At 72.4% G+C, this 14896-nt stretch carries 9 protein-coding genes and 1 tRNA gene; 4 read left to right on the top strand and 6 right to left on the bottom strand.

Annotated features, from left to right (window positions below):
- Nucleotides 1–51: 51 nt before the first annotated feature.
- Nucleotides 52–2649, top strand: a complete 2598-nt coding sequence (hrpB, locus tag OG422_RS07030; protein ID WP_405740934.1) for an ATP-dependent helicase HrpB — start codon at nt 52–54, stop codon at nt 2647–2649.
- Between the two features lie 154 nt (nt 2650–2803).
- Here hrpB and OG422_RS07035 read toward each other — a convergent pair whose 3' ends face one another.
- From OG422_RS07035 to polA, 4 genes are all read right to left on the bottom strand, one after another.
- Nucleotides 2804–3799, bottom strand: coding sequence for a DUF3068 domain-containing protein (locus tag OG422_RS07035; protein WP_405740937.1), 996 nt, complete (start codon nt 3797–3799; stop codon nt 2804–2806).
- Nucleotides 3800–3843: 44 nt separating this feature from the next.
- A complete protein-coding gene (locus OG422_RS07040) occupies nt 3844–3978 on the bottom strand; it encodes an SPW_0924 family protein (RefSeq protein WP_143944838.1) in 135 nt (44 codons plus the stop codon).
- A 129-nt stretch (nt 3979–4107) separates the two neighbouring features.
- On the bottom strand, nt 4108–5970 hold the full coding sequence (locus OG422_RS07045) for a lytic transglycosylase (protein ID WP_405740940.1): 1863 nt from the start codon (nt 5968–5970) through the stop codon (nt 4108–4110).
- A gap of 367 nt (nt 5971–6337) precedes the next feature.
- On the bottom strand, nt 6338–9076 hold the full coding sequence (gene polA / locus OG422_RS07050; protein ID WP_405740943.1) for a DNA polymerase I: 2739 nt from the start codon (nt 9074–9076) through the stop codon (nt 6338–6340).
- 271 nt (nt 9077–9347) lie between these two features.
- Here polA and OG422_RS07055 point away from each other — a divergent pair, with 271 nt between their 5' ends.
- Nucleotides 9348–11648: an FdhF/YdeP family oxidoreductase gene (locus OG422_RS07055; RefSeq protein ID WP_405740946.1), complete on the top strand. Its 2301-nt coding sequence runs from the start codon at nt 9348–9350 to the stop codon at nt 11646–11648.
- A gap of 81 nt (nt 11649–11729) precedes the next feature.
- The gene (locus OG422_RS07060; RefSeq protein WP_405740949.1) at nt 11730–12203 is read left to right on the top strand and encodes a PaaI family thioesterase; all 474 of its coding nucleotides are present in this window, start codon (nt 11730–11732) and stop codon (nt 12201–12203) included.
- A 138-nt stretch (nt 12204–12341) separates the two neighbouring features.
- On the opposite strand, the gene OG422_RS07065 is transcribed toward OG422_RS07060, so the two are convergent.
- Nucleotides 12342–13001, bottom strand: a complete 660-nt coding sequence (locus OG422_RS07065) for an ANTAR domain-containing response regulator (RefSeq protein WP_405740952.1) — start codon at nt 12999–13001, stop codon at nt 12342–12344.
- 95 nt (nt 13002–13096) lie between these two features.
- Between OG422_RS07065 and OG422_RS07070 the strand changes: the two genes are divergently transcribed.
- Nucleotides 13097–13171, top strand: a tRNA-Leu gene (locus OG422_RS07070).
- A gap of 257 nt (nt 13172–13428) precedes the next feature.
- On the opposite strand, the gene pyk is transcribed toward OG422_RS07070, so the two are convergent.
- Nucleotides 13429–14865: a pyruvate kinase gene (gene pyk / locus OG422_RS07075; protein ID WP_405740955.1), complete on the bottom strand. Its 1437-nt coding sequence runs from the start codon at nt 14863–14865 to the stop codon at nt 13429–13431.
- Nucleotides 14866–14896 lie beyond the last annotated feature (31 nt).

Consider the following 14896-nt stretch of genomic DNA (forward strand, 5'->3'; position numbering starts at 1 on the left):
GCGCTGACGGGGGGCGGGCCCGTCCGGTCGGCGGGGCGGCAGACTGGGCGGGTGATCCGCGATGACGTACTGAGTCTGCTGCCCGCCCGTTCCGCGCTGCCCGCGCTGCGTGAGGCCCTGGACGGGCCGGGGAGCGCGGTGCTGTGTGCGCCGCCCGGTACGGGCAAGACGACGCTGGTGCCGCTGGAGTTGGCGGGGCTCGTGGGGCCGGGCCCGGGGCGGCGGGTGCTGGTGGCGGAGCCGCGGCGGATCGCGGCGCGGGCGGCGGCGCGGCGGATGGCGTGGCTGCTGGGTGAACGCGTCGGTGAGCGGGTGGGGTTCACGGTGCGCGGGGAGCGGCGGGTGGGGCCGCGTACGGCCGTGGAGGTGGTGACGACCGGGGTGCTGCTGCAGCGGTTGCAGCGGGATCCGGAGCTGGCAGGCGTCGATGTGGTGGTGCTCGACGAGTGCCATGAGCGGCATCTGGACGCGGACACGGCGGCGGCGTTCCTGCTGGATGTGCGAGCGGCGTTGCGGCCGGAGCTGCGGTTGGTGGCGGCGTCGGCGACGACGGACGCGGCGGGGTGGGCGGCGCTGCTGGGCGGTGCGGAGGGATCGGCTCCGGTGGTGACGGCGGAGGGCGTCTCGTACGAGGTGGAGGTCGTGTGGGCGCCTCCGGAGCGTCCGGTGCGGCCGGCGCACGGGATGCGGGTGGATCCGGCGTTGCTGTCGCATGTGGCGGGGGTGGTGCGGCGGGCGCTGCGGGAGCGGTCGGGCGATGTGCTGTGTTTTCTGCCGGGCGCCGGGGAGATCGGGCGGGTCGCGGGGCTGCTGGCCGGGGTGGACGTGGAGGTGTTGCAGGTCCACGGGCGGGCCCCGGCGGAGGTGCAGGACGCGGTGCTGGCCGGTGGTGACGGGGTGCGCCGGGTGGTGCTGGCGACGGCGGTCGCGGAGTCCAGTCTGACGGTTCCGGGGGTCCGGGTGGTGGTGGACTGTGGGCTGGCACGGGTGCCGCGGACGGATCATGCGCGGGGGCTGGGGGCGCTCGCGACGGTGCGGGCGTCGCGGGCGGCGGCCCGGCAGCGGGCCGGGCGGGCCGGGCGTGAGGCGCCGGGGGCGGTGTATCGCTGCTGGTCGGAGGGGGAGGACGAGCGGTTGCCGCGGTTCCCCGACCCGGAGATCAAGGTGGCGGAGCTGTCGGCCTTCGCGTTGCAGGTGGCGTGCTGGGGCGATCCGTCGACCGCGGGGCTGGCGTTGCTGGATCCGCCGCCCGCGGGTGCGATGGCGGCGGCGCGGGAGGTGCTGGGCGCGGTCGGCGCGGTGGATGCGGACGGCCGGGTGACGGAGCGGGGGCAGCGGCTGGCGCGGCTGGGGGTGCATCCGCGGCTGGCGCGGGCGTTGCTGGACGGTGCTCGGGAGGTGGGCGTGCGGCGGGCGGCCGAGGTCGTAGCGCTGCTGAGCGAGGAGCCGCCGCGGTCGTACGGGGACGATCTGGTGGCCGCGTGGCGGCAGGCTCGGCGGGGCGGCGACGCGTATGCCGGGCGGTGGCGGCAGGAGGCCCGGCGGCTGGCGTCGGCGGTGGCGGGGCTCGGGCCGGAGGACGCGGAGGCGGGGTCCGGGTCCGCGGAGGTTCGCGGGCGCTCCGGTGGTGCGGTGTCGGGTGCCGGTGGTGCCGGGGACGACGATGCGGTGGCCGGGCTGGTGGCGGCGTTGGCGTTCCCGGAGCGGGTGGCGCGGGCGCGGGGCGGCGGCAGTTTTCTGATGGCGTCGGGGACGCGGGCCGAGACGGGCGAGGCGGGTTCGCGGTTGCGGGAGGCGCGGTGGCTGGCGGTCGCGGTGGCGGACCGTCCGGTGACGTCGGCGTCCGCGCGGGTGCGGCTGGCGGCGGTGATCGACGAGGCGACGGCGGTTGCGGCGGCGGGGGCGCTGTACTCCCGGGGCGAGGAGGTCCGGTGGGCGGACGGTGATGTCGTGGCGCGGGAGGTGGAGCGGCTGGGGGCGATCGAGCTGGTGACGCGTCCGTTGGCGGCACCGGACGCGGGGGCGGTGCGCGAGGCGGCGGGAGAAGGGCTGCGGCGGGAGGGCGTCGGGCTGTTGCGCTGGTCGGCGGGGGCGGTGGCGCTGCGGCAGCGGATGGCCTTTCTCCACGGGGAGTTGGGGGAGCCGTGGCCGGAGGTGTCGGATGCGGCGCTGCTGGAGCGGGCCGGGGAGTGGCTGGGCGTGGAGCTGGACCGGGCGCGACGGCGGGCGGATCTGGAGCGGATCGACGCCGGGGCGGCGCTGGGGCGGCTGTTGCCGTGGGCTTCCGGTGACGCGGTGCGCTTCGACGCGCTGGCGCCGGAGCGTATCGAGGTGCCGAGCGGTTCGCGGGTACGGGTCGACTACGGCGGTGCGCAGCCGGTGCTGGCGGTGAAGCTGCAGGAGATGTTCGGGCAGCAGGAATCGCCGCGGGTGGCGGACGGGCGGGTGCCGGTCCTCGTCCACCTGCTCTCCCCCGCCGGACACCCGGCCGCGGTGACGGCGGATCTGGCGTCCTTCTGGCGGGACGGCTACCGGTCCGTGCGGGCGGAGCTGCGGGGCCGCTATCCGAAGCATCCGTGGCCCGAGGATCCGTCGACGGCGGAGCCGACGCGGTATACGACGGCACGGTCGAAGAGGGACCGGAGCTGATGTGTGGGGTGGGGCGGGAGGCCGGCGGGGCGGGCGGAGACGGGCGATGGGGAGGCGAGGGACAGGGGCGGACGGTCGGGGATGAGGTGGTGCGGATTGGCGTGGTCGGGGTCAACTCGTAGGCGGTGGCGGCTCGTTCAATCCAGTTCTCACCTTACGGTCCCCCACTGACAACGGGCCGTGCGGCGGGTGTCGGCCCGGTGGGGCGGGGGCGGCGGGAGCGGGCCTCCAGGGTGAGGCTGAGGGCGAGGAGGGCGACGCCGAGGGTGAGGAAGCCCCAGGGCAGATAGCTGGTGAGGAGCAGGACCAGGGTGCGCTGGGAGGAGACGAGGGCGACGACGGCGTCGACATAGTCGGGGCGCATCTTGACGTGTCCGGCGAAGGCGGTGACCTTGCCGCCGCCGGGGAGCAGGTCGCCGCCACGCAGCTCCTCCTGGTGGATCTCTTCGCCGTTGACGGGGGCGCCGGTGACGGGGTCGACCCAGAACATGCGCTTGGTGGTGTACCAGCGGGTGGTGCCCATCTTCCGGACGGAGTCCGCGGTGATGCCCTTGATCGGCAGTTTCTTGGGGAGCGGCACCCTGGTCCAGGGGATGGTCTGCTCGAAGTAGTAGACCTCCATGCCATGGAAGGTCCGGGTGCCCTTGTAGTGGATGGGGGCGGAGGTGCGGGTCTGGGCGTCGAAGTAGGAGTAGTCGCGCTTCTCGACGAGGAAGGGCCATTTGTACTCGATGCCGTCGCGGCGCACGGCGTCGCCGTCGACGCTCTCGCCGGTGGCGTGGACCGGCTCCTGCGTATGGGCGTCGAAGATGTAGCGCTCGGGGATCTGGGAGACCATTTTGCCGTCGGGGCCGACGATGTGGGTGAGCGTGTCCCAGACGACGACGTCGCGGTCCGCGGTCCGTTCGATGCGGTCGGAGGCGGCGACGTTGCCCTTGAGGGTCTGGACGACGGTGAGCCGGGGGACCTTCTTGGCCTTCATGGTGCTGTAGTCGACGAGGGTGGCGGGCTCGGCGACGAGGACGGTGTCCTGGTACTGGCTGGGCGGGACCTTCGCGAGGCGCGGGAAGGCGTACCAGCGCAGCAGCGGGGAGAGCACGGTGAAGAAGACGGCGGCGGCGAGGAGTATCAGGCTGGCTTTGCGGCGCATGGCGGTGCGTCCCTTCCCTTCCGGGGTGTGCTACGTCCCCGCCGTCAGGGGTGTGCGGGGACGGTGGTCCGCAGCGGCTTGGGGGAGGCGGTGCCGCTGGGGGCGCCGATCGCCGTGATGGTGAGGACGAGGAGGAGGGCGGCGGCGAGGCCGGCGGCGGCTGCGGTGAGGGCGCGCATGGGCGGCTCCCGGAGAGCTGATGCTTCGTCAGGGAGGGGGCACCGTAGCAACGGGCGGCCGAGATGAGAACACGTGACACCGCCGCCCTGCCCGGGGCGGGCGGGACGGCGGTGGCGGCGCGGTGACGGTCAGGCGGTGGGGGCGGTGACCTTCAGTTCGAGGGTGAGGACGGCGCCGTCGGCGGTGGTGAGGCGGAGCCGGAAGGTGCCGGTGTGGTCGGCGTCGGTGAAGATCTCCGGGAGTTTCAGCAGGCCGTGGGCGTCGGTGGTGAGGTCGGTCAGGGTGCGCTGCGGGGTGTCCGCGTCCGCGCCGGTGGTCCGTGGGTCGGTGAAGGACGGTCCGGCGGTGTTCGGGGCCGGGTGGTCCGGGTCGTCGGTGACCATGGTGGCGGTGACGGGGACGCCCGCGGCCGCCTCGCCCTGGTGGCCGGCCTTGATCTCGATGCTGTCGGCCGCGTAGCTGTCGCCCGCGGTCACGGTCAGTTCCTCGTCCGAGGTGCGGGTGAGGGTGTCGGCCTTCGGGGCGGGCGGGGCCTCGACGGTGGCGGAGAAGTCGACGGGCGGGACGGCGCGGCCGACGGCGGTGGCGCGGACGGCGAAGGTGCCGGTGCTCTTGCCCGCGCGCAGCGCCGGGGCGGTGGCCAGGCCGTCCTTGTCGGTGGTGACGGTGACGTCGGCGGCACCGTCCGGGAAGCGGGCGTCGGTGGTGCCGGTGACGGCGAACCGCACGGGGGCACCGGCGACGGGTTTGCCCGCGCCGTCCTTGGCGCGCACCTGGGGCGGGGTGGTGAAGGTGTCGCCCGTGGTGGCGGTGAGGTCCTTGTCGCCGGTGCGTTCGAGGACGGTGAGGGGTGCGGGGTTGGTGGGGTCCGTGGGGTCGGTCGGGTCAGTGGGGGGCTTGGTGCCGCCTGTGCCGGAGCCGCCGGTTCCGCCGTTGGAGCCCGTGCCGCCCGTGCCCGGTGCGCCGTCGGTGGCGCCCGAAGTGCCGCCCGAGGAGGGGCCGTTCGCGCCCGGACGACTCTCCCCCTGCTCCTTGCCGGCGTTCTTCCCGGCCCCCTTCCCGCCGTCCTTCGCGGAGTCGTCCGCCGTGCGGCCCGGTTTCGCCGGTGCGGCCCCGCGGCGGGAGACCGTGCCGCCGGAGGTGCCGCCGCTGTGGTGGACGGGCAGGACGCCCGTGCCGTCCGGGACCTCGTGGGCGCCCTTGCGGTAGAAGGCGTACCAGGACAGGACGGTGCGCAGATAGTCCTCGGAGTGGTTGTAGGCGAGGACGGCGCGGTCCAGCTCGCGGGCGAGGGACAGGTCACGGCCGCCGCCGCAGAGGTAGTGACCGGCGGCGAGCGCCGCGTCGAAGACGTTGTGGGGGTCCTTCTTGCCGTCGCCGTTGCCGTCGGCGCCCCATCCGGTGCCGTCGGGGCCGCCCTGGGACCAGGTCGACGGGATGAACTGCATCGGGCCCACGGCGCGGTCATGGGTGAGGTCGCCGTCGTACCGGCCCTGGTCGGTGTCGGTGATGCGGGCGAAGCCCTTGCCGTTGAGCTGGGGGCCGAGGATGGGCCGCAGGGTGGTGCCCTCGGCGTCGACGGCGCCGCCGCGCGCCTGACCGGATTCCACCTTGCCGATCGCGGCGAGCAGTTGCCACGGCAGTCGGCAGCCGGGGTCGGTGGCGGCGACGCTCGCCTCCGCCTTCCGGTACGCGGCGAGGACGCTGGCGGGGATTCCGGCTTCGGCGGGCCCGATGGCGGCCTGGCGGCCCGGCTTCTTCCGTGAACCGCTGGGCGGTACGGGGCTGTTGAGGGGCGGCAGATCCGTGTAATAGGGCGAGTCGCCGTCGACGGTGGAGTCGGCGGGCGGTCCGGGGGCGCGGTCCGGGGCCGCCTGGGCGCGGTCGACGCTGCCCGGTGCCTGAGAGGCCGTCAGGGCGGCCACCACCAGGGCCGCGATCGCCGCCGACCCGGCTCCTCGGCGGAGCCGTCGCCCGAACGTGGCTGCCATGCGTGCCTTCCCCTCCGCGGTGGACCACCGCGCCGGAGCCGCCGTTGCGTGCCCCGCTGCGCGCCAACGCACGCGACACTACGACACCTGGAGACGCACATCTACCGCCATCCTCGGCCGAGATGGTGAACCGTATCGGTCAGGAAAAGACGCTTATCGTTCACTCTCGGGCATGCCGTGGGTGATCCCGCCGACGCCGAACGGGGCGGGTGCGGCACGCGGCTCACCCGGCATCCGCCCCCGTCGCCATCGGATACGCGCCGGGGCCGTACGCACACGGCGTACAGCCCCGGAACCACCGCGAGTTCGGCAGTAGCGGACTCATCATCCGTCGGCCGCCGGAACCACTCCCCCGGTCGACGTTCCGTCAGTGCGCGGCCGACTCCCAGTCCGCGCCGACGCCGATGGAGACGTCCAGCGGAGCGCGCAGTGCGACCGCGTCCGCCATCTCGCGGCGGAGCAGTTCCTCGACCTGCTGGCGCTCGCCGGGTGCCACCTCGACCACGATTTCGTCGTGCACCTGGAGCAGCATCCGGGACGTCAGCCCCGCCGCCTGCAGCGCCTCATCGACCCTCAGCATCGCGATCTTGACGATGTCGGCGGCGGTGCCCTGGATCGGGGCGTTCAGCGCCATCCGCTCGGCCATCTCGCGGCGCTGGCGGTTGTCGCTGTTGAGGTCGGGGAGGTAGCGGCGGCGGCCGAGGATCGTCTCGGTGTAGCCCGTGGCACGGGCCTCCTCCACCACGCGCTGGAGGTAGTCCCGTACGCCGCCGAACCGCTCGAAGAAGTTGTCCATCAGCTTGCGGGCCTCGTCCGGTTGGATGCCCAGCTGCTGCGAGAGGCCGAACGCCGACAGGCCGTACGCCAGGCCGTACGACATCGCCTTGATCTTGCGGCGCATCTCCGGGTCGACCTCGTGCTTGGCGACGGAGAAGACGTGCGAGGCGACGGTGGTGTGCAGGTCCTCGCCGGAGGTGAACGCCTCGATCAGACCCTCGTCCTCGGAGAGGTGCGCCATCACCCGCAGCTCGATCTGGCTGTAGTCGGCCGTCAGGAGGGTGTCGTACCCCTCACCGACGACGAAGCTGCGGCGGATGGCGCGGCCCTCGTCGGTGCGCACCGGGATGTTCTGGAGGTTGGGATCGGTGGAGGAGAGACGGCCGGTGGCCGCGACGGTCTGGTTGAAGGTGGTGTGGATGCGGCCGTCCGCGGCGATGGTCTTGATCAGGCCCTCGACCGTCGCGCGCAGCTTGGACTGCTCGCGGTGGCGCAGCATGATCACCGGGAGTTCGTTCTCGGTCTGCGCGGCGAGCCAGGCGAGGGCGTCGGCGTCGGTGGTGTAGCCGGTCTTGGTTTTCTTCGTCTTCGGCAGGCCCAGCTCCCCGAAGAGGACCTCCTGGAGCTGCTTGGGCGAGCCGAGGTTGAACTCGTGGCCCGCCGCGGCGTGCGCCTCCTGGACGGCCTGCTGCACCGCCCCGGCGAACTGCTGCTCCATCCGCTCCAGCCAGCCGCGGTCGGCGGCGATGCCGTCGCGCTCCATACGGGCCAGCAGGGTGCTGGTGGGCAGCTCGACATCGCGCAGCAGCTCGGCGGCGCCGACCTCCGCGAGCCGGGTCTCGAAGGCGGCGCCGAGATCCAGCACCGTACGGGCCTTGGCCATCAGGGCGTCGGCCTCGGCCTCCTCGTCGGCGCCGAACGCCAGCTGGCCACCCGCCTCGGCGGCCGGGGCCAGATCGCGGCCGAGGTATTCGACGGAGAGGGCGTCTAGGGCGAAGGAGCGGCGGCCCGGCTTGACGAGGTAGGCGGCGAGCGCGGTGTCCATCGCCACGCCGTCGATCCGCCAGCCGTGCTCACCGAAGACCCGCATCAGGCCCTTGGCGTTGTGCATGACCTTGGGGCGGTCGGCATCGGCGCTCCAGGCGGCGAAGGCCCGCTCGTCGGCCTCGTCGAGCTGCGCCGGGTCGAACCAGATCGCCGGTCCGTCGGCCGTGGCCAGCGCGATCTCGGCGACACTGCCGCTGCCCAGGGACCAGACGTCGACGGTGGAGACGCCCAGCGGGGCGGTGCCGTGCTCGGCGAGCCAGGGGGCCAGCTCACCGGCGGCGGCGACGGTGCCGTCGACCTCGACGCCACCGGCCGCGACGGCCTCCTCCGCACCCTGGCCGGCGCCCGGGTCGACGGCGTGCAGCCGGTCGCGCAGGCCCTGGTTGCGGATCTCCAGGCCGTTGAGGAACACGGTGAGCTTGTCGCGGTCGTACGCCTCGCGGACCAGCTCGCCGGGGCTGCACGGCAGCTCCACGTCGCGGATCATCTCCGTCAGCCGGCGGTTGAGCTTGACGGACTCCAGGTGATCGCGGAAGTTCTGACCCGCCTTGCCCTTGACCTCCTCGGCCCTCTCCACCAGCTCGGCGAAGGAACCGAACTGGTTGATCCACTTCGCGGCGGTCTTCTCACCGACGCCGGGGATGCCGGGGAGGTTGTCCGACGGGTCGCCGCGCAGCGCCGCGAAGTCGGGGTACTGGGCGGGGGTGAGGCCGTACTTCTCGACGACCTTCTCAGGGGTGAAGCGCGTCAGCTCGGAGACGCCCTTGGTCGGGTAGAGGACCGTGACGTCGTCGGAGACGAGCTGGAAGGAGTCTCGGTCGCCGGTGACGATGGAGACGGCGAAGCCCTCGGCGGTGGCCTGCTGGGTGAGCGTGGCGATGACGTCGTCGGCCTCGAAGCCCTCGACGGCGAAGCGCTTGACGTGCATCGCGTCGAGCAGCTCGCCGATCAGCTCGACCTGGCCTCGGAACTCGTCGGGCGTCTTGGAGCGGTTCGCCTTGTAGTCGGGGAACTCCTCGGAGCGCCAGGTCTTGCGGGAGACGTCGAAGGCCACCGCGAAATGGGTGGGCGCCTCGTCACGCAGGGTGTTCGCGAGCATGGACGCGAAGCCGTAGACCGCGTTGGTCGGTTGCCCCGTGGCGGTCGTGAAGTTCTCCACGGGCAGGGCGAAGAACGCCCGGTAGGCCATGGAGTGCCCGTCCATCAGGAGCAGGCGGGGACGGTCGTCCCCCGCCGCTGCGGTGCCGGTCGTTTCGCTCTTCTTCGCTGCCTTTGCTGCCACGCCCCCGATCCTGCCACGCCCCACCGACAATCCCCGCCGCGACGGTGACGGACGGCGGGCGGACGGCTGGGAGAGGGGCGGCGGCACGCGGCCCCACCGCGCGCATGGCGGCCCCGGCGCGGTGTTTTCCACAGGTGTCCGCCCCGCCGTCGCGGCGTTGTCCACAGGCCCCTGCCCGCCCGCCACGCTCCATGACAGGATCGGATGTGCACGGCAACGATCCGGCCCGGCCCCCGTGCGCCGGGCGGCACACGGCCCTAGGGAGAGCGCCATGGCAGGCAAGCCGCCCGCATCCGATCCGGCACAGGACGCGCCCGAGGTCGGCGCGCCCCAGCACTCCGCCGTCGGCGTCCCGGCGATCACCCACGCGCTGCGCATCTCGCAGCAACAGATGGGCGTCCGCCGCACGGCCCTGACGCTGCTGCGCGTCAATCAGAAGAGCGGCTTCGACTGCCCCGGCTGCGCCTGGCCCGAGGGCGAGCAGCGGCACACCGCGGAGTTCTGCGAGAACGGCGCCAAGGCCGTCGCGGAGGAGGCGACGCTGCGCCGCGTCACCCCGGAGTTCTTCGCCGCGCACCCCGTCGCGGACCTCGCCGACCGCAGCGGCTACTGGCTCGGCCAGCAGGGCCGGCTGACCCACCCCATGTACCTCGCCGAGGGCGCCGAGCACTACGAACCGGTCTCGTGGGAGCGCGCCTTCGACATCCTGGGCGACGAGCTGACGGCCCTCACCTCGCCCGACGAGGCGGTGTTCTACACCTCCGGCCGCACCAGCAACGAAGCGGCCTTCCTCTTCCAGCTCTTCGCCCGCGAGTTCGGCACGAACAACCTCCCCGACTGCTCCAACATGTGCCACGAGTCGTCCGGCTCGGCGCTCACCGAAACCCTCGGCGTCGGCAAGGGCAGCGTGCTGCTGGAGGACCTCTACAAGGCCGACCTGATCATCGTCGCCGGGCAGAACCCCGGGACCAATCACCCCCGGATGCTGACCGCGCTGGAGAAGGCGAAGGCCGGGGGCGCGCGGATCATCTCCGTCAACCCGCTGCCCGAGGCCGGACTGGAACGGTTCAAGAACCCGCAGACGCCGCGCGGCCTGGCGGGCGGCGGTACGGCGCTGACCGACCTCTTCCTCCAGGTGCGCATCGGCGGCGACCAGGCGCTCTTCCGCGCCCTGTGCCGCCGCATCCTGGAGACCGAGGGCGCCGTCGACCAGGAGTTCATCGACGCGCACACGCACGGCTTCGAGGAGTTCGCGGCCGCTGCGCGGGGCGCCGACCCGGAGGAGACGCTGCGCGCCACCGGTCTGCGCCAGGAGGAGATCGATGCGGCGCTGGAGATGGTGCTCGCCTCGCGGCGCACCATCGTGTGCTGGGCGATGGGCCTGACGCAGCACAAGCACTCGGTGCCCACCATCCGTGAGGTCGTCAACTTCCTGCTGCTGCGCGGCAACATCGGCCGCCCCGGCGCCGGGGTCTGCCCCGTACGCGGGCACAGCAATGTCCAGGGCGACCGCACGATGGGCATCTTCGAGCGGCCCGCGCCCTCCTTCCTCGACGCCCTGGAGAAGGAGTTCGGCTTCGCGCCGCCCCGGGAGCACGGCTACGACGTCGTCCGGGCCATCCGGGCGCTGCGCGACGGCGACGCCAAGGTGTTCTTCGCGATGGGCGGCAACTTCGTCTCCGCCACCCCCGACACCGACGTCACCGAGGCGGCGGTGCGGCGCGCCCGGCTGACGGTGCATGTCTCCACCAAGCTCAACCGCTCGCACGCGGTGACCGGCGCGCGGGCGCTGATCCTGCCGACGCTGGGCCGTACGGAGCGCGATGTGCAGGGCGGCGCCGAGCAGTTCGTAACGGTCGAGGACTCCATGGGGATGGTGCACGCCTCCCGAGGGCGGCTGGCGCCTGCCGGTCCGCAGCTGCTGTCGGAGACCGCGATCGTGGCCCGGATGGCCCGCCGCGTCCTCGGCGCGCAGAGCCGTACGCCGTGGGAGGAGTTCGCCCGCGACTACGGGACGATCCGGGACGGCATCGCCCGTGTCATCCCCGGCTTCGAGGACTTCAACGCCAAGGTCGCCCGCCCCGGCGGCTTCACGCTGCCGCACGCCCCCCGCGACAGCCGCAGCTTCCCCACCGCCACCGGGAAGGCCAACTTCACGGCCGCGCCCGTGGAGTATCCGCACGTCCCCGAGGGCCGGTTGCTGCTGCAGACGCTGCGCTCGCACGACCAGTACAACACCACGATCTACGGCCTCGACGACCGCTACCGGGGCATCAAGAACGGCCGCCGGGTCGTACTGATCCACCCCGAGGACGCCCAGGAGCACGGCTTCGCCGACGGGGCCTACGCCGATCTGGTCAGCGAGTGGACGGACGGCAGCGAGCGGCGCGCCCCCGGGTTCCGGGTGGTGCACTACCCGACCGCGCGGGGCTGTGCGGCCGCGTACTACCCCGAGACCAATGTGCTCGTCCCGCTCGATCACACCGCCGACACCAGCAACACCCCGGCGTCGAAGTCCGTGGTGATCCGCCTGGAGCGGCCGCAGGAGGACGGTGCGGCGACGGAGGGGTGACCCAGTGCCGGCGGCGCCGGGGTGGGCTGATAAGAACATCCGGATCATCGACGAGCACAGGCAAGCGAACGGAGCGAGCACTTGGGCGCGCAGCAGACCACCACGTTTCCGCAGGAGGTCCTCGACCGGTGGGCCGGGTTCGGCCTCGACCTCCCGGCGCTCTTTTCCGCCGGGCACCTCGGCAGCCGGATGAGCGTGGAGCTTCTGGAGGCCAGGCCGGACCGTGTCGTCGGCACCATGCCGGTCGAGGGCAACACCCAGCCGTACGGGCTGCTGCACGGCGGTGCGTCCGCGGTGCTGGCGGAGAGCCTGGGCTCGGTCGGCGCGATGCTGCACGGCGGCCCGTCGAAACTGGCCGTCGGCGTGGACCTGAACTGCACCCACCACCGCGGTGTCCGCTCAGGTCTGGTCACCGGCGTCGCCACCCCGGTGCACCGGGGGCGTTCCACCGCGACGTACGAGGTCGTGATCAGCGATGAGGCGGGCAAGCGGGTCTGCACCGCGCGGCTGACCTGCATGCTCCGGGACGCGCCCACGGACGCCTACCGCGGCTGAGGCCACGCCCGTCCGGGCCCCGCGTCGGTGCCGGCCCGTCGCCCTCACCCGCGCGCCCGGCACCGGCGTCGGCCACCGGGTACGCGCGTGGCCCCGTACCGTGCACCGGTACGGGGCCACGCGGGCGGACGGGCCGGGCTACTGCCCCGGCTGGTCCTTCTGCTTCTTCTCCTCGGCGTCCTCGATGACCGCCTCGGCGACCTGCTGCATGGAGAGTCTGCGGTCCATCGAGGTCTTCTGGATCCAGCGGAACGCGGCGGGTTCGGTCAGCCCGTACTGCGTCTGCAGAATGCTCTTCGCGCGGTCGACCAGCTTGCGGGTCTCCAGCCGCTGGGTGAGGTCGGCGACCTCCTTCTCCAGCGTCTTCAGCTCGGTGAAGCGGCTGACGGCCATCTCGATGGCCGGGACGACGTCGCTCTTGGAGAACGGCTTGACGAGGTACGCCATCGCGCCCGCGTCCCGGGCGCGCTCCACCAGCTCGCGCTGGGAGAAGGCGGTCAGCATCAGGACGGGCGCGATGCTCTCCTCGGCGATGCGCTCGGCGGCGGAGATGCCGTCCAGGATCGGCATCTTCACGTCGAGGATGACCAGATCCGGGCGGTGCTCGCGTGCCAGCTCGACGGCTTTCTGCCCGTCACCGGCCTCACCGACGACGGTGTAGCCCTCCTCCTCCAGCATTTCTTTGAGGTCGAGACGGATGAGGGCCTCGTCCTCGGCGATCACGACGCGCGTGGTCAGCGGGGGGACGTGCGACCGGTCATCATCGGCGGCGGGCTGCTCGGGCTCGGCGGCGCTCACGGGTCTCCTCGTTCAGGCAGGTGGTGCCCCTTTAGCCTACCCAGCTCCTGTATGGTGGGAGCACGACGGGGGCCTCTCAGCCTTCGATTCCCAAGGCCCTGGTACCCCAACCGGTTAGAGGGACGGTGCTCAAACCACCGACAGTGTGGGTTCGAATCCCACCCAGGGCACTTCGCCTCACTTTCGAAGGCCGGACTTCGCTCCGCCGATCGGTGATCTTCACTCGTCATGGTGATCGCGCCCGGTAGCCCTTCTTCTCAAGGCACCGGCGCTCCCCGCTTCGTGCCACACCCGCGTATGCGCCCCGGTTGCCGGTGACGGCACGCAGAGGGCCGAAGTGCTGACAGGAACGGCAGTCAGAACCTCGGCCCGGCATCAACGCCCGTGCCCGGGCGGCTTTTTCCTCTGGTGAGCTGCGGAATCCCCGCTATCTGTCGCCGTCGTCCTCGCCGATGCGGTGGACGCGGACGAGGTTGGTGGAGCCGGGAACTCCGGGCGGTGAACCGGCGGTGATGATCACCAGGTCACCCTTCTCGCAGCGGCCGATCTTCAGCAGCTGCTCGTCGACCTGCGCGACCATCTCGTCGGTGGAGTCGACGGTCGGGCCGAGGAAGGTCTCCACGCCCCAGGTGAGGTTGAGCTGCGAACGGGTCGCCGGGTCGGGGGTGAAGGCGAGCAGCGGGATGGGTGAGCGGTAGCGGGACAGGCGGCGGACGGTGTCGCCGGACTGCGTGAAGGCGACGAGGAACTTCGCGCCGAGGAAGTCGCCCATCTCGGCGGCCGCGCGGGCGACGGCGCCGCCCTGGGTGCGGGGCTTGCTGCGGTCGGTCAGCGGCGACAGGCCCTTGGCGAGAATGTCCTCCTCGGCGGCTTCCACGATGCGGCTCATGGTGCGGACGGTCTCGGCCGGGTACTTCCCCACGCTCGTCTCGCCGGAGAGCATCACCGCGTCCGTGCCGTCGATGACGGCGTTGGCGACATCGGACGCCTCAGCGCGGGTGGGCCGGGAGTTTTCGATCATCGAGTCGAGCATCTGGGTGGCGACGATGACCGGCTTGGCGTTGCGCTTGGCCAGCTTGACGGCGCGCTTCTGGACGACCGGCACGGCCTCCAGCGGCATTTCGACGCCGAGGTCGCCGCGCGCGACCATGATCCCGTCGAAGGCGGCGACGATGTCGTCGATGTTCTCGACAGCCTGCGGCTTCTCGACCTTGGCGATGACGGGGAGGAAGCGGCCCTCCTCGCCCATGATGCGGTGGACGTCCTCGATGTCGCGGCCGCTGCGGACGAAGGAGAGGGCGATGAGGTCGGCGCCGGTGCGCAGCGCCCAGCGGAGATCCTCCTCGTCCTTGTCGGAGAGGGCGGGGACGGAGACGGCGACGCCGGGGAGGTTGAGGCCCTTGTGGTCGGAGACCATGCCGCCCTCGATGACCCGGGTGTGGACGCGGGGCCCGTCGACGCCGGTGACTTCGAGGGTGACCTTGCCGTCGTCGACGAGGATGCGTTCGCCGGTGGTGACGTCGGCGGCGAGGCCGTCGTAGGTGGTGGAGCAGAGGTGACGGTCGCCCTCCACGGAGGGTTCGACGGTGAGGGTGAACGCATCGCCGCGTTCGAGAAGTACGGGCCCTTCACGGAATCGGCCCAGGCGGATCTTCGGGCCTTGAAGGTCGGCGAGGACGCCGACGCTGCGGTGGGTGTCCTCGGATGCCTCGCGGACCCGTGCGTAACGCGCCTCGTGATCGGCGTAGGTGCCGTGGCTGAGGTTGAGGCGTGCGATGTCCATACCGGCGTCGACAAGGGCTTTGATCTGCTCGTACGTGTCGGTGGCCGGTCCCAGTGTGCAAACGATTTTTGCTCGGCGCATGGGGCGACCCTATGCCGTACCCACTGGTAGA

The organism is Streptomyces sp. NBC_01525, from assembly GCF_045040405.1.
In the GTDB taxonomy this organism is placed as follows: Bacteria; Actinomycetota; Actinomycetes; order Streptomycetales; family Streptomycetaceae; genus Streptomyces; species Streptomyces benahoarensis.

What these genes read in the sequence shown, in the direction of transcription:
- pyk (WP_405740955.1), bottom strand. Translation starts at nt 14,865, where the DNA reads ATGCGCCGAGCAAAAATCGTTTGCACACTGGGACCGGCCACCGACACG.
- OG422_RS07035 (WP_405740937.1), bottom strand. Translation starts at nt 3,799, where the DNA reads ATGCGCCGCAAAGCCAGCCTGATACTCCTCGCCGCCGCCGTCTTCTTC.
- OG422_RS07055 (WP_405740946.1), top strand. Translation starts at nt 9,348, where the DNA reads ATGGCAGGCAAGCCGCCCGCATCCGATCCGGCACAGGACGCGCCCGAG.
- OG422_RS07045 (WP_405740940.1), bottom strand. Translation starts at nt 5,970, where the DNA reads ATGGCAGCCACGTTCGGGCGACGGCTCCGCCGAGGAGCCGGGTCGGCG.
- OG422_RS07040 (WP_143944838.1), bottom strand. Translation starts at nt 3,978, where the DNA reads ATGCGCGCCCTCACCGCAGCCGCCGCCGGCCTCGCCGCCGCCCTCCTC.